Origin of the sequence: Agrobacterium sp. V1, assembly GCF_030518355.1 — a bacterium.
GTDB lineage: Bacteria > Pseudomonadota > Alphaproteobacteria > Rhizobiales > Rhizobiaceae > Agrobacterium > Agrobacterium cucumeris.
Window position 1 is genome coordinate 53,103 of the sequence record NZ_JAULSF010000004.1, and the last position, 19,242, is coordinate 72,344.

The window sequence follows — 19,242 nt, forward strand, 5'->3', positions numbered from 1 at the left end:
GTTGATATGCCACCCGCTGAAGGTACCAGCGGCCTGTCGCTGCACCAGCGTATTCTCGAAGATATAGAGCAACGCATCTTATCCGGCGAATGGCCACCTGGTTTTCGCATTCCCTTCGAAGTCGATTTAGCTGAGCAATATAAATGCTCACGAATGACAGTGAACAAGGCGTTGACACAGTTGGCGCAAACCGGGCTGATTGAGAGGCGGCGCAAGTCGGGCAGCTATGTGACACACCCACGGGCGCAATTGGCAGCGCTGGAAATTCGCGACATCAAACTTGAAGTTGAATCCCTGGGGCTACCCTATCACTATAAGCTCGCTGCTCGAGCAAGGCGCCGTAGCTCGTCCGAAGACCGACAGCGGCTTGGTCTTGAGGTGACGACGCCTGTTCTAGATGTTCGTTGCACGCATTTTGCCGGCAATAGGCCATTTTGCCTCGAGACGCGTCTGATAAACCTCGCGGCCGTGCCTGACGCCGCAGTGGAGACATTTGAAAAAGAAGCGCCTGGCCAATGGCTGCTGAATAGGATTCCCTGGAGTGCGGCGGAGCACAAAATCCGGGCCATTTCTGCTGACGATACAATTGCCGGTTTTTTGAGGATTGGCATCGGAACAGCGTGTCTTACAATCGAGAGGCGCACGTCGAGCAATGGTGACTATATCACCCATGTGCGGTTCATCTACCCCGGTGAACGGCATGCGCTCATAGCCAACTTTACCCCGTCTCAGTTAAAGTGAGAACCTCCAAGCATAGGAGTTAGTGGCAAACTGCGACGCGTATTCTCCTGGCCTGGCCGGCACTTCCCACAGTGAAAGTTGAGCAAATGGTGTACGACGATGGTCAAATGGAGCCCAGCAGAAGAGGCGCAACCTTTATCAACAGAGTATTTCCAAGCCCACGTAAGTCATTGAACAGCGCCCAGTATGTCGGATTTATATTGTAAATCTGACCTAACTTGGCTAGACGACTATAGGTGTCGAGCAGAATCAACGCTCAAAGCGAACTAGATTTGCAGTAGGAACGGAGTGTTCCCGCTAAAGCCCGCGAGTCGTCCTTGAAAGCGCTTCGTTCACTTCAAAAGAGCGAGTTCCGATTTTGTCGATGCCATAATCCTTCAAGCGGGCAGCGTGTTTTTCCGAGTACGCTTTAGCGTAATTTGCGTCCTCAAATAGATATACGCCGCCCGCGACGCCTCGGTCCGGAGCTTCGGTCCAGACCTTCCATTTTAGTCCAGGCTCGTTAGCGATTTCGAAAGCCAACTCCTTAAACGAATTCGCCATCTCCTGCCCCCAGGGCCCGCTGGATTCGAATTCAAATATAAGAAGCGTTGCCATTTGCGTCCTTTCCAGTTCGACAGTTATTTCGGTGTGACGTCTTACAAATCTGGTATCTGCATAGAGTTCTCGATGCCGCTTGCAACTACGAAAATCGCCACTGTGACGACATCGATACTGCCGTCGCGTTTCAGCGGGATTGACGTGCGCGAAAGCGACGGCTAGCGCACCTCACCAGCTTGGAGACTGCGATAAGACGCGGCAGCACCGTCAGCACACGCGGTAAAGACGTCTTTACCGAAAGCCTTCACTTCTTCCGCTAATTCAGGTCCCGCAAGTTCTGGAGTCCCCACCCCAAACACTGGTGTAGGATGATATTCGACATTTAGTTCTTGAAGCTTGGCCGCGTGCTCTCCCTTCAGGCGTGACAGGGCAACGATAGCAGCTTCGAATCCTCCCGTGGCGGGCCCAGCGGTGATAAGCTTGCCGTCCTCTACGACAGATCCACCTTCGACAACATCGCAATCGAATTCATTAAGCCGGTCGATACATTGGAAGTTCGTTGTCGCCCGCCTGCCTTTTAGTAACCCGGCGGCTCCGAGCATCAGTGCTCCTGCGCAAATGCCTATAAGGTAAGGATCATACTCAGCTTGCTCACGGAGGAATGCGTTGGTTTCGGGGTCAGAAAATACCTGCGGTGCCATGGCGCCCATGATAATTACATCTAAGGGAGGGCATTGCTGATACGTCGTTGTTGCCACAACCGTCAAACCTCCCCAAGCGTGGATCGGCTCCTCAGTCTTTCCGACGTGGTAGAGTTCGACCCCAGGTGACATACCGAACACAGCCTGCGCGCCTACAACGTCCATCATCAACACGCCCGGCTCGATGAGGATTCCCACCTTTAGTTTGCCACTGCCTAACACCGCTTCCATATTCGCTTCTCCATGAGCTATTGGTATTTCAACCTTAGATCCCATTCATGGTGGCGGGAATGACAATTACTTGACGATTAGCGCCAACCGCTATACCCCCTTGGTAATTTGGATAGGAGGAAAGGAAGCTGTGGCTGCCAAAAGACACATCCAGCTTATGGCATTCTCGCAAATGAGCTTTCTCGACCTTGCGGGGCCGTTCGATGTTTTCCGCACAGCCAACGAATTCTCAGAGGGAAACGCATATGAGGTTTCTGTCGTATCGCTTGATGGCCCAGTAGATATGGCTGGTGGCGTCTCCATGCAGGTTGCCGAAATCGATGGCCGAACGCCAATACCCCACACCTTGTTTGTTCCCGGCGGCCCCGGCATCATGTCGTTCTGCGATAGTATTAGTTTTCGACGTACATTTGTTCCGTTCGCAGGCCAGGCAGAAAGGGTCGCCTCAGTTTGCACTGGTGCTTACGCCTTGGCGACCGCAAACATGTTGGACCGAAAACATGCGACAACCCACTGGTCGGCCTATGATGACTTTGAAAAACGGTTTCCAACGGTGTTGCTCGAGCGCGGCCCGATATTTGTAAATGACGGACGGATTTGGACATCCGCCGGAGTCACCGCTGGAATAGATTTGGCGCTCGCGCTGATTGAACAGGACTTTGGACAGGCTCTGGCACTGAAAATTGCACGCCATCTCGTCATGTTTCTTAAAAGACCTGGTGATCAATCGCAGTTTAGCACTCCTCTTAATTTGCAGTCTGAAAGCGGTCATTTTGCTGATCTACACGCTTGGATAACGGCGAACCTCGATGCAGATTTATCAGTGGCGGCGTTGGCAGCGAGGATGAAAATGAGCGAGAGAAGTTTTCTTCGCCACTACCGCAAGCATACTGAGAAAACCCCCAGCAAGGTTGTGGAAGCGTTACGTCTAGAAGCGGCACGTGAGCTTTTGTGCAATACGGATCAACCTCTAAAAGAGATTGCCGTGCGCTGCGGCTTTCATAGCGAAGCCACCTTGCTTAGGCGATTTTCTACCAGGTTTGGAAGCACCCCAGGCCAGTACCGCGCTCGATTCCGGCTTAGTAAACCAGCTGTCGCGAACGGCTGGCTTGCCAGTGAAAGCATACCAGAGCGCGATTGAAGCCGTACGTTTGGTGCGGCTAAGTCCGACCTTGCGGCCCAATTTCTACGGCAGCGATTGAGTGCCATCCTCGAGAGTACCTGCCCGGGCCTGAAATCGCTCGCGATATTCCCCGGGCGTTAAGCCAATAATCCTAAAGAAGATCTTGCGAAACGCGCCCGGATCGGCATAGCCGACTTCCCAGGCGATGCGTTCGACGGGACAACCGCGAAACTGCAATAATTCCTGGGCTTTGGCGACCCGCAGGCGTTGAGCGTAGTCGGTCGCTGTCATACCTGTGGCTTTCTGGAAGCGACGCAGGAAGGTGCGTTGTTCCAGCCCTGCTTGTTCGGCCAGGATAGCAAGCCGAGCCTCCTTGCCCTCCTTTGCCTGGAGAAAATGCTGCGCCTTGACGATGGCAGCGTCCCCATGGTTCAGCCGTGGTGCGAACCGGCTGTAAAAGCGTTGCTCGCGGCCCGGCGGATCAATCAGCAACATGCGCGCGGTCCGCACCATCGTCACAGGACTGAGAAAGCGCTCTACCAGCTTTAAGCCGAGATCGGTCCACGCCATCAGTCCGCCTACCGAGATGATATCACCACTATCAATAATCAGCCGATCTGTATCGAGTTCCACCCCGGGGAATCGGTTGCGGAAGGCATCGGCAGATGCCCAGTGGGTCGTAATCGTTCGCCCAGCGAGAAGCCCGGTTTCTGCCAGAAGGAACGCGCCGGCACAGACGGAAGCCAGTGCCGAGCCCTCACCATGACGTGTCCGCAGCCAGCGTGCAAGCGGTGCGGCGGCCTCAGCCGATATTGGTGGCTCCAGCGAAGGGGGCAGAATCAGCACGTCGGAAGGGCCTGTGTCCTCCCCGGTTGCATCGGTATCGCTGTCGAATACAACGACGGGCTCTTCATCGTCCTCGATCCGTAAATGCCGTACCCGCAGACGCAGCGTAGCGGAATCGGCATTATCAGCAACCCGGCAGGCGACCTTGAACATGTCGGTCAGCCCCAACACCGCCGATACCTGCGCGCCTGGGTAAAGCAGGATCCCTATCTGCACCGGTGCCATTGTCGATATTGCCCTTGTTTGTGTCGTTTTCGCCAATTGCGGCAACACTCAACGGAAACGATATTCAACGCAAGCAATAAATAACTCTGAAAGGATCTTTTGGCATGTCAAAGCGCGCTATTCTCGTTGTCGACCTTCAAAATGAATACTGGCCATCGGGCAACCTCCCGCTCCATGGCATCGACGCAGCCGCCACTAATGCCGCCCGCGCTTTGGCGCATGCCCGCGCGAAAGGTGATCTGGTCGTTAACATTCGCCACGAAATGTCCGACGCGCCGTACTTCGTACCCGGCAGCGCAGGGGCCGAGATCAACGACGCCCTACGGCCTGCGACTGATGAACCCATCATCACCAAGCACTTCCCCAACTCTTTCCGCGAAACCGTGTTGAACGATCTGCTTCAAGAACACGGGGTTGAGGACGTCGTGGTCGTCGGCGCGATGAGCCATATGTGTGTTGATGCGACGGTGCGTGCGGCCAACGATCTAGGGTACAAAACAACGACGATTCACGACGCCTGCGCCACGCTTGATCTGACCTTCGACGGTATCACGACTCCAGCAGTTCAGGTGCATGCAGCAATGATGGCAGCGCTTTCCATTGGTTATGGCGACGTGATCTCCACCGAGTCCTTCCTCGCTCACTAACAACCTCTTCCGGAGAAGACTATCCATGACTACACGCAGAGAGCTTTTTGTCCTATCGGGCGCTGCGCTTGTCGCCAGCGCCTTGCCGGCGGGCGCAGAGGTTGCCGCGCCGCAGGACAGTGTGAAAATAACGCAGATACGCAACGCAACACTCCATATCGTCTATGGCGGCGTTCGTTTCCTTGTCGATCCGATGCTTTCGGATCGTCACTCCTGGCCAGGTTTTGAAGGCTCGGTGAACAGCGAGGAGCGCAATCCTCTCGTGCATCTTCCTATGACGAAGGAAGAAATTATCGACGTGGATGCGGTGATCGTCACCCATCTGCACGAAGACCATTGGGATGAGGAAGCGCGCAAAGTTCTTCCGAAAACACTGCCGATTTTCGCGCAGAACGACGCGGATGCTTCAATCATCCGGGGACAGGGGTTCTCCGATGTGCGCGTGCTATCGGGTACATCCGACTTCAATGGAGTGCAGCTAGTCAAGACGGGCGGACGTCACGGGACCGAGGCCCACTACGCCAGGATTGGCAATCTTCTCGGTGAGGCGTGCGGTGTCGTGTTCAAGAAAGCCGAACTGAAGACCGTCTATCTGGCTGGCGACACGATCTGGCACGAACGGGTAGCGGCAGCTCTGAAAACGCATCGTCCAGATGTGGCGATCCTGAACACAGGCTATGCGATGGTCCTAGGAATCGATGGCGGCATCATCATGGGAACGCAGGATGTGCTTTCGGTCCACAAGGCGGCCCCTGAAACCCGCCTGATCGCCAGCCACATGGAAGCGGTGAACCACTGCACTGTGAGCCGGGCGGACCTTCGGGCTTTCGCCCGCGCCAACGGTTTCGCCGATAAGCTTCGCACTCCTGGGGATGGGGAAACCATTATCGTTTGAAGTGTCATACCGTGGGCCACCTGAGTATGGCCGTTGCCCAACGCTGAGCCTCCCCCGACTGCCGCTCAACATTTGCAGTTATTTCTCCGATTAACACAAGAAACAGGAGCATAATTGAGATGCATACTCACGATGAGAATCTGAAGTATATGCCCGATCTACAGGATGCCGCGCCCGAGATGGTGGCCGCCTTTTTCAATTTCGATAAAGTGGTGTTCAACAAGAATGTTGGTAGCCTAAGCCTTGCCACTCGTGAGTTGATCGCTGTGAGCGTAGCCGTCACAACGCAGTGTTCGTACTGCATTGCCGATCACGCGAAGCGAGCTGTCCAGGCTGGTGCGTCGAAAGAGGAGGTCGCGGAAGCCATCATGGTGGCTACAGCGCTTCGCGCCGGAGGAGGTATCACCCATGGCTGGCAGGCGATGAAGAGTATTTCTGAAGGGAAATGACACGTCATAACCCGCGACGGGCCAGGCATCCAGGAGCTTCGCCACAGGCGATATCATGTGAGCCTTTGCCGGCCATCCCCGCCCAACCAACGCGATTGGGGAAATCGGTCTACCGTGCGGTTGAGGCCGCCGGCCTATGTGAATCCCTACGTCACGCGCTACAAGACGGACGCCGCTGATGCGGAGGCAATCTGCGAGACGGTCACGCGCCCCACGATGCGTTTGGGCCATCAGCTTCTATTGACGGCACTCGAGACCGCTCAAGCTATAGCTTTGCCAAGATATCCGAAATGGTGTTATCGGACGCCGTGGTGCACAGCGCACTTACGGTGTCTCGGCCAACCTTATCCAGTAATGGCCGACGCAGTTTCATCACGACGAACTCAATGATAAAGAAGGCGAAATCATTGTCATCGTCGACCGTCTGGCATCTGGCTGAGGACGGAAGCCATGAAGCCTCGCAAACAGAAGCACACCATGAAGCGGCTGCATGCCGACCTGATGAGTCGTGGCTATGACGGTTTCTTTGATCGTGCCGCTGAGCCTTGAGCGTGGCAAGGTCTTCAGTCTGACTGGTCCGAAGACCGTTTGATAATCGGCAATGAACGCACCGAATCGCAGATGACAACATCGCAGTCTGGAAGAAGCTTCGGTAGGAGATGAAATATCGTTTGGAAAAACGGAGAGTGGCCAGTCCAGCCACGCGTCATATGCATATACGAACGTGACCTTCAGCTATCCTGGAAACGGGTTTCCAAAGCTTGAGAGCGTTGGCGGGGCGCTCCGCGGCAACAGACATTAGTCCCAGCCGATGTCAGCCATATCCTAAGCTCTTGAACAAGCGAACATAAAACCTGAAGAAGAAACGAGCCGTCCACCGTACATTTTGAGCCTGGGGCCGCCGCTACTCACTGGCCCACCGAAGCCTAGTTTCGGTATGTCCCCGGAAATATGACGTCCTGATCAACCAGCACGTTGAACTTGTAACCCGGTCGAATTTCGAGCGTCGGCTGGATGTTGAGGTTTCTGCTGATAGTTTGTTCTGCCACGCTGCCGAAGCTCTCCGCGAAATTCCGCCTTGCGGCATCGGAGGCCGTATCCTGCGTAGCAAGCGTCGAACTCTCCGGCAAGGACGCGTCGATCCCTGTTCCAACGAGTGCGATCAGCGCCGCCGACGCGAATGTCCTCCAATAGTGATTGTTCACCTTGTCATGGAAGCCGCCAAAGCCTTGCGCGTCCGTTCCCGCCATGCCGCCGATCTGCAGCGTGGCGCCGTTTGGGAAGATGATATCCGTCCACACCACAAGCACGCGGCTCTGACCGAACGACACCTTGCTATCGTAGCGTCCGAACAGTTTCGTTCCCTGCGGAATGAGGAGGCGATGCCCTGTGGCGCTGTCGTAGACGTTCTGGCTAACCTGGGCGCTGATCCGGCCTGGTAGGTCCGAATTGATGCCGGTAATCAGAGTCGCCGGAATGACCGAACCGCGTTTCAGTTCAAAGGGTGATTGCTGCGGCACCACGCGGTTGGGGAGATATCCGAGGTCCTTGAGATCAACATTGAAGAAATCCTCCTTGGAGGACTGTCCGTTCGGGTCGATATTTTGCCCGCCGAGACCGGCCCGCAACGCGGCGGCATAAAGATCAAACGTGGCGCCGGCGGTTGTCGATGATGGAGTGCTGGTCGTCGTTCTGGTGTCGTCAGCCCTCGCCTCCAGCTTGCTGCGGTCGATGGCGAGTGGTGCGTCATAGGCCGCGTCATTCGCCTGCAGCCTGGCCATGCGCTGGCGATGCCGCTCACGCAGATATTGCTCCCGCTGCTCGCGCTCGAGACGGGCACGCCAGACCGCTTCGGGTTCCAGCTCCTGCCCGCGCTGCTGTTCCTGGTTTTGTCCCGGCTGCGGCGTGAAGGGATCGTTCGCCTTCTCGTCCTGTTTGGTCTCGACGGGTGTCGGCTGGAATGTGGTCTGTTGCTGCGGCTCGCCGATGATGCCGTCCGTCACGCCGCGCTTGATCTGGTCGGCGAAGGTCGAGGCCGGATTGCCGGAGCTCGTTTCCGGACCGCGGTCCTTTCCGAAGTAGAGTCCGCGGGAGGCAAGCCCATAGAAAATGACGCCAAGAAAGGCGACGATCAGCACGATCACCACGATGATCGGCAGGCGGTTGATCCGCTTGATGCCGGCTTCCGCTTCGTCATTCGCAGCGCCGCCGAGTTTGAGGGATTGTACCATGGTGCTCTCCCTCAGCCGCGCCGCATCAGCGACAGCGCGCTCGCCGGCGTCGCGCCGCTTGAGGTGACGGCGTAAGCCCGGCCCAATTCGATGCTATTGGTCGAAAGACGCGCCAGCACTTGCCCGTCGAATGGCACGATCACATAGGCGAGCGGGATGATCTTCGTGCCGATGTCCGTCTTCTGGTCGGTGACTACGGCATAACCCCATCCCTTGAGTGCTGCTTCGAGCGCCTGACCGAACGGCGAGGCGTCCGGCTTGAGCGCAACGGTCGCCTTGCCGGGTCCGATCTGCTCGGCAAGCCGGCTGACCATATCGCCGGCAATGGCGCTCGCAGCCGGGCCGGAGATCTCCGGCGGCGCGTTGCTGGTGACGAGACCGTCAGTCGCCATCGACTGGCATCCGGAGAGGAGGATGGCGAAGCTGCCGGCTGCGGTAAGGGCACGGATGGGACGGAGGTGGAAGACGCGCATCACCGCCCTCCCCTTCTGATCGTCACCTTTTCCTGCCGCCAGCCGACGCCCGAGACGAGGACCGCGCGATCGATATGATAGTCGACCACCATCATGTCGCCCTTCATGCGGTAGTTGACGATCCGGTTCTGGCCTCCTGAGGTGACGAAGATCACGGGCGCATCCTGGCCGGAGATCGAGCGCGGGAACTGGATGTAGGTTTTCAGGCCATCGGAATAGACACGTGTCGGTCGCCAGCCGGCTCTGCCCGATACGGAATACGAGAAGTTCAACTGCTCGGCCGAAACGCCGGCGCCGGGGATGGTACTCGCCTCGAGACGCGCATTCATGTCAGCGAGCTTCGCCGACACATCTTCCGGATATTCGAATCCGACGCGGGCCATATATTGCGTCGAATGCGACTTGAGCTGGATGTGATAGGTGCGCCGCGACGTCGTCACTACCATTGAGGTGACGAGACCCGGCTCCGACGGTTTGACGATCAGATGGATCGCCTGGCCACCCGCCGCCCCCGAAGTCGCTGGCTCGACCTTCCACCGCACCGTGTCGCCGACGAGCACATCACGAACCACCTCGCCGCCCTGTAGCTCGATGTCGCAGACCTGAAGCGGCGAGCAGACGACCGAGGGCTGAACCTCGCCATAGAGAAAGATCACCTTGCCGTCGGCCCCTTTCGTCACGAGGCCGCGCGATCCGCGCCACTGGGTGGAAATCCCCATGCCCTTCGCCTCATTGGCGGTGACGCCGTCGGCCGCAATGGCATTGAGAGGCGCAAGGGCGGAGAACGCCAGCGCCGCTGATATGATGGCGCTGGCAGTCAGCATGGCCGAATAGTTCTCAAGTCGGATGTTCATGTTCGGGGCCATGCCTTTCAAAGCTGCGCTGTCCAGTCGAAATCGCGGAGATAGAGACCGATCGGGTTGAGACGGATGACGCCTTCGTCCTGCGGCGGAGTGAGGGTTACGGTGGCGATGCCGCGAAAACGGCGCACGGCCGTCTCCTTGCCGCGGCGGTCGCGCTCGAACTCGGTCCAGTCGACCTGGTAGGACTGGTTCGATAGTGCAACGATGTTGTTGACCTCGACCGCCACCGTCGCGGTCTTCGCCTTTTCGAAGGGAGAATTGGAACGGAACCAGGCATTGACCTTCTCGGTCGCTGCGTCCGAGGTCCGAAGCAGCGCATAGGTCCGGTCGATATATTGCTTCTGAACGACCGCATCCGGCGTCACGCTCCGGAAATTCGAGACGAAGCTGCCGAGCGTCGCGCGCACCACACGCGGGTCGGCATATTCGATCTGCTGCGGGAAGCCGGCATTGGAGGAGGTCCCGAGCTTGTCGACTTCGACGATATAGGGAACGAGCTTCACCTGCGTGCTTTGATAAAGCGCGTAGCCGAAGCCGATCACCGCCATGACCATGCCGGTGACGCCGACGATGCGCCAGGCCGCGGCTGCTCTCACATAGGAGCCATAACGCTCGTTCCACTCGTTGCGTGCCGCAAGGTAAGGGTTGGAAACATGGGAAGTATTTGGCGGATTGCGTCCGGCCATGGGTGATCAACCTCCAGCTATTTGTTCTCGTTGATGGGCGGGGGTGGAGGTGGCGGCGTGGACCGGTCCGACTGACGCGTCTGGTCGAGCTTGGCGTTGGCGAGGCCGAGCAGCGATCCGGCATAGGCGCCGGGAGAGGCGATCGCCTTCTCCTTTGCCGCTGATCCGGTAGCGTGAGCGGCATTACCGATTGCTGACGCCATGCCGCGGAGGGCGGCTCCAGCCATCGAGGAGCCCCCTGCCCTCGCCGAGCTGGCCGTCTGCGCTCCTTTCGATGCGGCACTCGCACCAAGGAAAGCGCCGCCAGCCGCGAATGTCGCGGCCTGGCCGCCATGACGGATCGCTTCCATTCCGCCGGCGATCGAGGCGCCCTGGACCACCCCCTGCAGGATCGGCGGCACATACATGGCGATCACGAAGACCACGACCGAGATGCCGGCGATGGCAAGCGTGGTGATGAACTGCTCGGAGGTCGCCGTCGGCGCCTCGGCGAGCCCCAGCAGGATGTCCGAGCCGATCTTGGCGATCATCACCAGAGCCATCAGCTTCATGCCGACGGAGAAAGCATAGACCAGATATTTGACCGCGAAATCCTTGGTGAAGGACGAGCCGCCAAGCCCAAGCATGATCATGCCGGCGAGCAGGCCGACATACATCTCGACCATGACGGCGACGAAAATTGCGGCAACCAGCGAGAAGGAGACGACGACCACGACCATGGCGAAGACCGCGGCGATCGCCAGTGCATTGTCTTCCCAAAGTCCGAACTTCGCCTGTTCCGACATCTTGGTCGCGACCCGGATGCCGGCGTCGAAGATGTTTGCCGGTGAGGCCGAGCCGCCGCCGGCGCCGATCTGGTAGAGGCTGTCGACAACGGCCTTGGCGAAGGACGGGCCCTGGTCGAGGATGAAGGCGAAGAGACCGATGAACATGATCCGCCGGACGAGTTCGGCGAACCAGCTGTCGAGCGAGGCAGCGTTGATCGCCAGCCACACCGCGGCGATCCCGACCTCGATGCCGGCCAGGATCCAGAACAGCGAGCGCGCCGCGTTCATCACCGTCGTCTCCCAGCCTTTCGCGGCCGTGACGACGGAGTTTTCCAGTGTCGTCAGGACCGACCCCTGTTGGGCAAGTGCCGGTGTCGTCACCAACAGGATGAGGCCGATCGAAATGAACACGAGCTCCAGCTTCCGGGAGGGGCGGACAATCACCATCGCGGCTTCATCTCCTGCCCGCCACGGATGTCGCGATCCGGATCGCCGCTGAAGAACTTTTCCCGGTGCTCCCTGCGTTCGGTTTCGGAGACAGGATGTGTAGCGGCCGCGCCGGAACCGGACACAGGCGCCGGACGCGGCTGGATCACGATCCAGGTGCCGACGCCGGCACCCACTGCGGCGAGCCCCACCAACACGAGGATGACGATCAGACGCGGGCTCACCAGCGGGGCTCCATCGTCTGACCGCCGCGGATGTCATGCTCGGTTCCGCTGAAAAACTGTTCGCGGCGTGCCTGAGCGAGATCCTTTTGCGCCTGCTCGGACTGGAACCACGTACCCATCATGGTCATTTGCTGCGAAACCAGGCCGCGCAGCTTCTGCATCTGCGCCACCTGCTGGGCGGCAATTTGATGCCCGACCTGCAGCGCCTTCATCTGGCCGTCCGCCGATTCCGACATCGCGCGCAGCGACGCCATCGTGCTCTCCTCGGTTGAGAACTGGTCGGCCGTCAGGTTTGCTGCCTTCAGCGTTCCGGCGATCGTGTCGCGATTCGTGTCGGACCAATTCTGGTAGGTCGTCGAGAAGCTCGCTCCATCAGGCAGATTGCTCTTCATCTCGGCAAAGCTCTGGAAACGCTGCTTCAGCACATCGTCGATATTACCCATCGAAAAGGCGACGCCTTCCCCCTGGGCGACGACGTTTTGCAGGCTCTTCAGGTCGCTTTCGACCTGACCCCAAATGTGGTTCGGCAGTTGTGCCGTGTTCTGCAGGAGGTTGTTGTAGATGTTGAGCTGGTTCTGGATCTGCTCGGCAAGCTGGGAGATCTGGGTGATCTGGTTGTTCACCTGCTCCGCCGACTTGCCGACCAGCGAGACGAGCTCGGCATTGTTGGCGAGCTGGGTCCATTCGGTCGCCTGCCCGGTGACGCCTCCGGCATAGGCGGGAACCGGTAGGGTGGCGAAAAGCATGGCGGCCCCGGCAAAAGTGGCGCGCGCCACCTTAATTGGCCGGGAAGAGTGTTTCGGCATGGGCGATCCCCCTTTGCTGGAGCCAGTGGAGGGGCCATGCGGCCCCGTGTTCGGAATGCAGGGCGCGAATGCGCTTCAGATCTTCCTTGCCGGACGCCCCGACGAAGGAGAGCGCGACGGGACCGAGCGCCATGTCGAAGAGCCGGCGGCCTTCGGGCGAGACGACGTAGTATTCGCGCTTCGGGAGCGCCGTCGCGACGATCTCGATCTGCCGCTCGTTGAAGCCGAGGCGTTCATAGAACTCACGTGTGCCGGGGTCCCGCGCAGCACCATTCGGCAGGCAGATTTTTGTCGGGCAGGATTCTTTCAACACGTCGATGATGCCGGAGCGTTCCGCATCCGAGATCGACTGGGTTGCAAGCACGACGGCGCAATTGGCCTTGCGCAAGACCTTCAGCCACTCGCGGATCTTGTCGCGGAACACCGGATGGCCGAGCATCAGCCAGGCCTCGTCGAGGATGATCAGGCTGGGGGCGCCGGTCAGCCGTTTCTCGATCCGGCGGAACAGGTAGGTGAGGACGGGCACGAGATTGCGCTCGCCCATGTTCATCAGTTCCTCGATTTCGAAGCATTGGAAGGCGCCGAGCGCCAGACCGTCTTCCTCGGCGTCGAGCAGCTGCCCCATGGGGCCGTCGACGGTATAGTGATGCAGCGCGTCCTTGATCTCGCGCATCTGAACACCGGACACAAAGTCAGAGAGCGATCGGCCACGCGACTCCGCCATCAGCCCGATCTGCCGGGAGATGGCGTTGCGGTAGTCGGGCGTGATCGTCACGCCCTGCAGCGCCACCAGTGTCTCGATCCATTCGGTTGCCCAGCCGCGATCACCATCGGTCGAGAGTTCGGCGAGCGGGCAAAAGGAAAGCGCCCTCACCTCGCCTTCTGACGAAGGACCGATGTCCCCGCCGATCTGGTAGTGATCGCCGGCAAGGCCAAGCGTCAGCGGCAGCATCGAGCCGCCCTTGTCGAAGGCGAACACCTGGGCTTGGCTGTAGCGCCGGAATTGCGCGGCAATCAGCGCAAGCAGGGTCGATTTGCCCGAGCCGGTCGGTCCGAAGATCAGCGTATGGCCGACATCGTCGACATGCAGGTTCAGCCGGAACGGTGTCGAACCGGAGGCCACCTGCATCAATGGTGGCGAACCGGGTGGATAGAATGGGCAAGGCGCCATCGGGCTGCCCGACCAGACCGAGTTAAGCGGAATGAGATCGGCGAGATTGCGTGTATTGATCAACGGTTCGCGAATATTGGCGTAGGAGACGCCCGGCAGGCTGCCGAGAAAGGCGTCCGTCGCATTCAGCGTCTCGATCCTTGCGCCAAAGCCTTCCGCCTGGATCAGGCGGCGGATCGCCTCGCACTTTTCCTGAAGCGCGATTTGGTCCTCATCGAACAGGATGATGACGGGCGTGTAGTAGCCATAGGCGACGAGTTGCGAAGACGCCTCGGCGATCGCGTCTTCGGTTTCGGCCACCATCGTCATGGCGTCCTGATCGAGCGAGCGCGACTGCGTCTGAAACAGCTGATCGAAGAAGGGCCTGACCTTCTGCTGCCATTTCTTGCGGGTGCGTTCCAGCTTTGCCCTCGCTTCCTCCGCATCGAGGAAGACGAAACGCGACGACCACCGATAGGTGAGCGGCATGAGGTCGAGGCTGTTGAGGATCCCGGGCCAGCTTTCCGCCGGCAGGCCGTCGATCGCCACGACGCCGAGAAAGCGGTTCTCGACCAGCGGCGTCAACCCGTGCTGCAACTCGGCCGTCACCAGCCAGTCGAGATACATCGGGATCTCGGGCAGGCGAACCGGATGGTTCTCGCCGGTGATGCAGAAGCGGATGAACTGGAACAGTTCGTCATAGCGGGCGACCCGGAAACCGCCGCGCTCTTGCGTCTCCCTTGTCATCATCCGGCGGATCGAGACGACGTTGGCGAGATATTGCTCGACCTCCCGGATCGAGGTCAGGAAGCTTTCGAGCGCCTTGTCGGCGTGAGTTGCGGAACGACTTGCCGCATCCGAATAGACATAGCGGGTCAGCCCCGAGCGCCGCGGCTCCGGCGGCCGCCACGTCAGGATCAGTGCGTGCCGGCTCTCGAAATGTCCCCTCTCCTTCTGAAAATGCGCCCGCCGTTCGTCGTCGATCGCCCGCGTAATCGGATCGGGGAAGTGGGATTCGGCTTCTGTCGGATATTCCCTGGTCGGCACCCTGATGGCCTCCACCTGGATCATCCAACCGGATCCGAGCCGCGACAGGATTGCGTTGATCTGCCGCGATACCTCGTTGCGCTCGGCGTCGGTTGAGCTCTCACTGTCCGGCCCGGCGAAATACCAGCCGGCCATCAGAGAGCCGTCCTTGAGCAGGATGACACCGTTGTCGACCAGGCCGGCATAGGGCACCAGATCGGCAAACGACGGTCCCGAATGGCGGAAAGATTTGAGGGCCACCATCTCGATCCCTCAGAACCTGCGCCAGGGCGACGACGTCGCGCGATAGAACGTCTTGTAAGAGATGTGCCGGATATAGACCCTCCGCATGAGAGGATCGGCTTTCGCCATCATGCGGAGTGCGGCCACCGCCACCAGCCAAATCGCGATACCGAACAGCGCCGCGTACCAGGTCAGCACGACGAAGATCAGGATGACGGCGGCAAGGGCCGTGAGCAGCACGAGTTCGCGGTCGGCGCCCATCAGCAGGTTCGGACGCGACAGCGCCCTGTGCACGCGCGAACGGGACAGCCTGGAGCCGGCCTCAGCCATGAGCCCCCTCCCCTTCCGTGTGAAGCATTGCCGTCGGCTCGGTGATGTGAGGCGCCGATTGCGCTTCGGCCTCGCCGATGCTGGCGCCGGTCGCGCCGAAGAGGGCGACGATCTGCGTGGCACCCAGCAGAACCCCGCCGACGAGGGCGACGTAGCAAAGCCTTCTCGCGAAATCATTGAGCTCACCGCCGAAGATGAGCATGGCGCCGGCGATTGCCACAGCTGCCAGAGCGATGAAGCCGGCAACAGGCCCGGTGATGGACTGCTGGATCTGCTGTAACGGCGACTCCCATGGGAGGCCGCCGCCACCCGAGGAAGCCAATGCCGGCTCTGCCAGGGCGAGAGAAATAGCGGCGAGTGTCGCGCAGGCGAGCGTGATCTTTGTCTTATGCGACATGGCTGTCCTCATCGATCTGGGCGTAATGTTCGGTTCGGTAGCGGGCGTTATTGAACCCCTCGACATGGATCACCTCGCGGACCCGCCTGCCCTTGCTCGTGCGTTCGATGGAAACGACGAGATCTACCGCCTCGCCGATAACTTCCTGCATGGGCTGCTGGCTCGCTTCGGCGGTCAGTTGCTCCAGCCGGCGCAAGGCCGACATCGCCGTATTGGAGTGGATGGTCGTGACGCCGCCCGGATGCCCGGTGTTCCATGCCTTGAGCAGAGTGAGTGCGGCGCCGTCCCGGACCTCGCCGACGATGATGCGGTCAGGTCTGAGGCGCATCGTGCTCTTCAGGAGCCGGGCCATATCGACCGTGTCGGTCGTGTGCAAGCACACAGCGTTTTCCGCCGCGCACTGGATCTCGGCGGTGTCTTCCAGAATGACGATGCGATCCTCCGGCGCCGTCGCGACGATCTCGGCGATGACGGCATTTGCAAGCGTCGTCTTGCCGGATCCGGTTCCGCCGGAAATGACGATGTTCATGCGGGAGGCGATCGCGCTGCGCAGAGCCGAGACCTGCGCTTCGGTCATCACCTTCGACTTCACATACTCGTCGAGCGGGATGAGCCGCGACGCCCGTCTCCGGATCGTGAACGCAGGCGCCGATACCACCGGCGGCAGCAAGCCCTCGAACCGATGCCCGCCGATCGGCAATTCGCCGGAAATGATCGGTTGCTCGTCGTCGGCTTCCGATTGCAGCGCATGGGCGACGCTGCCGATGACGACTTCGGCGGTGGCGGCACTCATCGCGCCGGCCGGGGCAACGCCATGCCCCAGCCGTTCAATGAACAGCCTTCCGTCGGGATTGAGCATGATCTCGACGACCGTTGCGTCGTCGAGTGCGACGCAGAGCTGGTCGCCGAGGGCGTCCTGGAGTTTGCGCACAAGACGGGGGTGAGAACGGAGCTGGGTCACGCCGCGCTCCTGAATGGACCAGCGCCATCGCGCTCGATGATCGAGCGGTAACCTGGCGGACACACCTGTTCGAAGCTGGCGCGATCGGCCTGCAGGCTGCCCGCGACGGCGACGGTGTTGCCGATCGCGAGCGGGTCGCCGAGCCGATTCATCGGCCATCCTGCACGCTTCAAGATGCGTTCGAAGCGGAGATCGGTCGCTGTGACGATCTCCTTGTATCCGTTGGCCATCGACCATTCGATGATGCCGGCGAACATGGTGAGCGTGACCTGATGGAGGGTCCTTCTCCTCCCCGCTGCCAGGGATGTGTCGACGCAAAAGCGTGAACTCTCGACCATCGCCGGATGGGCATCGAGCAATGCCCGCTCCAGCAATTGCGGAAAGGTTTGTTCGAGCATCGTCGGGCCAGAGGCGGGCAGCAGCCGCGCGCAGCCGACGACCTTGTGTCCAGCCGAGATCGCAAGGATGTAGGTCGGCAGGAGATCATCATACTGATCCCACTCTCCCTCTTCGGTGATGCTGACATCCCATTCCAGGCGGGTGCCAAACACCGCGGCGCGAAGGCGGTGCATCTGGTTCAGGTAGTTGCGGTTACTTGCGTAATCGTCGGCCGAGACGCTCAGAATCTGCATTTGTGATCTCCGCATGAACTGGTCAGGCGAAGGGAAATCATCTCGTGTTGCGTGTGGCTATATGCAGATTTGCATCCGGTGATTCTACCGATTCGGCTGTATAGCTCTCGAAAATCGGACGGAAGGCGGAGTCTAAAATGTTGATAAGAGGTGCAGATCTGCATTTCGCTGTCAGTGGTGCTGGCGGACAAAGCCGGGCTAACATGCGGAAGTCTTTGGATGAATCGATATTTTGTCAGCCTCTCCGGCAGTTCCGTTAACTGCTTGTTAACTTTAAATCTCTTGCGACGATGCCGGAATCGCAGGATAGTTTCGAAAATGATGGCGTTCGAGCCATTTTTTCGAAATTGAAGGCCTCCGGGGAAATAGTTCGCAAAATGAACAATACGCTGCCCAACAGATTTGATATTGAGATTGCCGAGCAAGGGGCGAAGATCTCGAGCGCGTTGCATATGTTGCGCAGCCAGCAGTACCCGCCTGATGCTCGCAAGGGATTGCGCAAGTTTCAGCTTGCTGAAGTTGCGCACTTCATGGGTGTCACCCAGACGCACCTGAGACAACTCCATTCTGACGGGAAAGGACCGGAAATTGAGTCCATCGGTGGGCGCCGATACTATACGGCTGACCAGATGCTCGAGCTTCGGGATTATCTCGAGGCCAACAAGAAGTCCGACAAGAGATATTACGTGCCTAGGCGGAAGGAAGGAGAGCCGATGCAGGTCGTATCGGTCGTCAACTTCAAGGGCGGAAGCGGCAAGACCACCACTGCCGCGCATTTGGCGCAATATCTCGCCCTCACCGGCCATCGTGTGTTGGCGATCGACCTTGACCCGCAGGCTTCACTGACTTCACTTTTCGGGATCCAACCGGAGCTTGATGATACTGCCTCTCTTTATGAGGCCCTTCGATTTGACGACGAGCGGAAGTCAATCACTGACGTCATCCAGCCGACCAACATTCCTGGACTGGATGTCGTGCCTGCCAACTTGGTTCTGCAGGAATACGAATATGACGTGCCACTGGCGATCTCCTCCAAGAAGGGGGACGACGGTCGACTCTTCTATATGCGGATCGCCAGCGCTCTGAAGCAGGTGGATGACAAGTACGATGTGGTCGTCATCGATTGCCCTCCTCAACTGGGCTATTTGACGATTACCGCGCTCATGGCTTCGACCGGGATTCTTATCACCATCCACCCTCAGATGCTGGACATCATGTCGATGAGCCAGTTTCTCATGATGCTCGGGGGAATCATGGGTCCGGTCGCGGAGGCCGGGGCCGAAATGCGTGTTCAGTGGTTCCGGTATCTCATCACCCGCTTTGAGCCCACGGATATCCCCCAGGCCCAGATGGTCGGGTTCATGCAATCGATGTTCGCACAACAAATGCTGAGAAACCACGTTCTGAAGTCCACTGCGATTTCCGATGCTTCGATAAAGAAGCAGACATTGTATGAGGTTGAGCGGGGCGAGTTCGTCCGGGCAACCTACGACAGGGCAATGGAGAGCTTGAACGCCGCCAACGCGGAAATCGTTGAGCTCATCCACGGTGTCTGGGGGAGAAAATGAGGTACTTGTCAGCCGTTTTATTCAGCGTTTTACAAAGTGA

21 protein-coding genes and 1 pseudogene are annotated in these 19,242 nt (G+C 59.1%); 7 read left to right on the forward strand and 15 right to left on the reverse strand.

The genetic code is table 11. The annotated features are described in order from the left end of the window. Positions 1-6 precede the first annotated feature (6 nt). Positions 7-741 carry a histidine utilization repressor gene (gene hutC / locus QSV77_RS25270; RefSeq protein ID WP_142845884.1) on the forward strand — a complete coding sequence of 245 codons (735 nt, stop codon included), beginning with the start codon at positions 7-9 and terminating at the stop codon, positions 739-741. Between the two features lie 297 nt (positions 742-1,038). On the opposite strand, the gene QSV77_RS25275 is transcribed toward hutC, so the two are convergent. Together QSV77_RS25275 and QSV77_RS25280 are read right to left on the reverse strand one after the other, a co-directional pair. Further along, positions 1,039-1,338: a monooxygenase gene (locus QSV77_RS25275; protein ID WP_142845846.1), complete on the reverse strand. Its 300-nt coding sequence runs from the start codon at positions 1,336-1,338 to the stop codon at positions 1,039-1,041. A gap of 161 nt (positions 1,339-1,499) precedes the next feature. Beyond that, positions 1,500-2,213: a DJ-1/PfpI family protein gene (locus QSV77_RS25280; protein ID WP_142845847.1), complete on the reverse strand. Its 714-nt coding sequence runs from the start codon at positions 2,211-2,213 to the stop codon at positions 1,500-1,502. 70 nt (positions 2,214-2,283) lie between these two features. On the opposite strand from QSV77_RS25280, the gene QSV77_RS25285 reads away from it, so the two are divergent. Further along, a complete protein-coding gene (locus QSV77_RS25285) occupies positions 2,284-3,354 on the forward strand; it encodes a GlxA family transcriptional regulator (RefSeq protein ID WP_302735553.1) in 1,071 nt (356 codons plus the stop codon). Positions 3,355-3,399: 45 nt separating this feature from the next. Here the strand turns inward: QSV77_RS25285 and QSV77_RS25290 are convergent, their stop codons facing one another. Beyond that, positions 3,400-4,407, reverse strand: coding sequence for a GlxA family transcriptional regulator (locus QSV77_RS25290; RefSeq protein WP_142845848.1), 1,008 nt, complete (start codon positions 4,405-4,407; stop codon positions 3,400-3,402). Between the two features lie 104 nt (positions 4,408-4,511). On the opposite strand from QSV77_RS25290, the gene QSV77_RS25295 reads away from it, so the two are divergent. The 4 genes and pseudogenes from QSV77_RS25295 to QSV77_RS25310 form a co-directional block, all read left to right on the forward strand. Next, positions 4,512-5,054 (forward strand): cysteine hydrolase family protein, encoded by a 543-nt coding sequence (locus QSV77_RS25295; protein ID WP_142845849.1) that lies wholly within the window; start codon positions 4,512-4,514, stop codon positions 5,052-5,054. Positions 5,055-5,079: 25 nt separating this feature from the next. Then, on the forward strand, positions 5,080-5,949 hold the full coding sequence (locus QSV77_RS25300) for an MBL fold metallo-hydrolase (protein ID WP_205125165.1): 870 nt from the start codon (positions 5,080-5,082) through the stop codon (positions 5,947-5,949). Positions 5,950-6,068: 119 nt separating this feature from the next. Then, entirely contained in the window at positions 6,069-6,398 is a 330-nt protein-coding gene (locus tag QSV77_RS25305; RefSeq protein ID WP_142845850.1) for a carboxymuconolactone decarboxylase family protein, read from the forward strand. A gap of 114 nt (positions 6,399-6,512) precedes the next feature. Further along, a pseudogene (locus QSV77_RS25310) lies at positions 6,513-6,620 on the forward strand (IS110 family transposase); the annotation flags it as partial. A 704-nt stretch (positions 6,621-7,324) separates the two neighbouring features. On the opposite strand, the gene trbI reads toward QSV77_RS25310, so the two are convergent. The 12 genes from trbI to traI are packed head-to-tail and all read right to left on the reverse strand — an operon-like array spanning position 7,325 to position 17,634. Next, positions 7,325-8,629 carry an IncP-type conjugal transfer protein TrbI gene (trbI, locus tag QSV77_RS25315; RefSeq protein WP_142845851.1) on the reverse strand — a complete coding sequence of 435 codons (1,305 nt, stop codon included), beginning with the start codon at positions 8,627-8,629 and terminating at the stop codon, positions 7,325-7,327. Between the two features lie 11 nt (positions 8,630-8,640). Beyond that, on the reverse strand, positions 8,641-9,102 hold the full coding sequence (trbH, locus tag QSV77_RS25320) for a conjugal transfer protein TrbH (RefSeq protein ID WP_142845852.1): 462 nt from the start codon (positions 9,100-9,102) through the stop codon (positions 8,641-8,643). Beyond that, positions 9,102-9,956 (reverse strand): P-type conjugative transfer protein TrbG, encoded by an 855-nt coding sequence (gene trbG, locus QSV77_RS25325; RefSeq protein ID WP_142845853.1) that lies wholly within the window; start codon positions 9,954-9,956, stop codon positions 9,102-9,104. Before trbG ends, trbH begins: the two co-directional genes overlap by 1 nt. Before the next feature lie 17 nt (positions 9,957-9,973). After that, the gene (locus QSV77_RS25330; protein ID WP_142845854.1) at positions 9,974-10,651 is read right to left on the reverse strand and encodes a conjugal transfer protein TrbF; all 678 of its coding nucleotides are present in this window, start codon (positions 10,649-10,651) and stop codon (positions 9,974-9,976) included. Between the two features lie 17 nt (positions 10,652-10,668). Then, a complete protein-coding gene (gene trbL / locus QSV77_RS25335) occupies positions 10,669-11,865 on the reverse strand; it encodes a P-type conjugative transfer protein TrbL (protein WP_142845855.1) in 1,197 nt (398 codons plus the stop codon). Continuing rightward, the gene (gene trbK / locus QSV77_RS25340) at positions 11,859-12,089 is read right to left on the reverse strand and encodes an entry exclusion protein TrbK (RefSeq protein WP_142845856.1); all 231 of its coding nucleotides are present in this window, start codon (positions 12,087-12,089) and stop codon (positions 11,859-11,861) included. The genes trbL and trbK overlap by 7 nt, the downstream gene beginning before the upstream one ends. Then, positions 12,086-12,895 (reverse strand): P-type conjugative transfer protein TrbJ, encoded by an 810-nt coding sequence (gene trbJ / locus QSV77_RS25345; protein ID WP_142845857.1) that lies wholly within the window; start codon positions 12,893-12,895, stop codon positions 12,086-12,088. Before trbJ ends, trbK begins: the two co-directional genes overlap by 4 nt. Next, on the reverse strand, positions 12,867-15,335 hold the full coding sequence (locus tag QSV77_RS25350; protein ID WP_243017676.1) for a conjugal transfer protein TrbE: 2,469 nt from the start codon (positions 15,333-15,335) through the stop codon (positions 12,867-12,869). Before QSV77_RS25350 ends, trbJ begins: the two co-directional genes overlap by 29 nt. Positions 15,336-15,344: 9 nt before the next feature. Next, positions 15,345-15,644 (reverse strand): conjugal transfer protein TrbD, encoded by a 300-nt coding sequence (locus QSV77_RS25355; RefSeq protein ID WP_142845859.1) that lies wholly within the window; start codon positions 15,642-15,644, stop codon positions 15,345-15,347. After that, entirely contained in the window at positions 15,637-16,041 is a 405-nt protein-coding gene (gene trbC, locus QSV77_RS25360) for a conjugal transfer pilin TrbC (RefSeq protein ID WP_142845860.1), read from the reverse strand. The genes QSV77_RS25355 and trbC overlap by 8 nt, the downstream gene beginning before the upstream one ends. Then, positions 16,031-17,002, reverse strand: a complete 972-nt coding sequence (gene trbB, locus QSV77_RS25365) for a P-type conjugative transfer ATPase TrbB (protein WP_142845861.1) — start codon at positions 17,000-17,002, stop codon at positions 16,031-16,033. The genes trbC and trbB overlap by 11 nt, the downstream gene beginning before the upstream one ends. Then, a complete protein-coding gene (traI, locus tag QSV77_RS25370) occupies positions 16,999-17,634 on the reverse strand; it encodes an acyl-homoserine-lactone synthase TraI (protein WP_142845862.1) in 636 nt (211 codons plus the stop codon). The genes trbB and traI overlap by 4 nt, the downstream gene beginning before the upstream one ends. Positions 17,635-18,011: 377 nt before the next feature. On the opposite strand from traI, the gene repA reads away from it, so the two are divergent. Then, entirely contained in the window at positions 18,012-19,202 is a 1,191-nt protein-coding gene (gene repA / locus QSV77_RS25375; RefSeq protein ID WP_080821210.1) for a plasmid partitioning protein RepA, read from the forward strand. Positions 19,203-19,242: the final 40 nt, after the last annotated feature.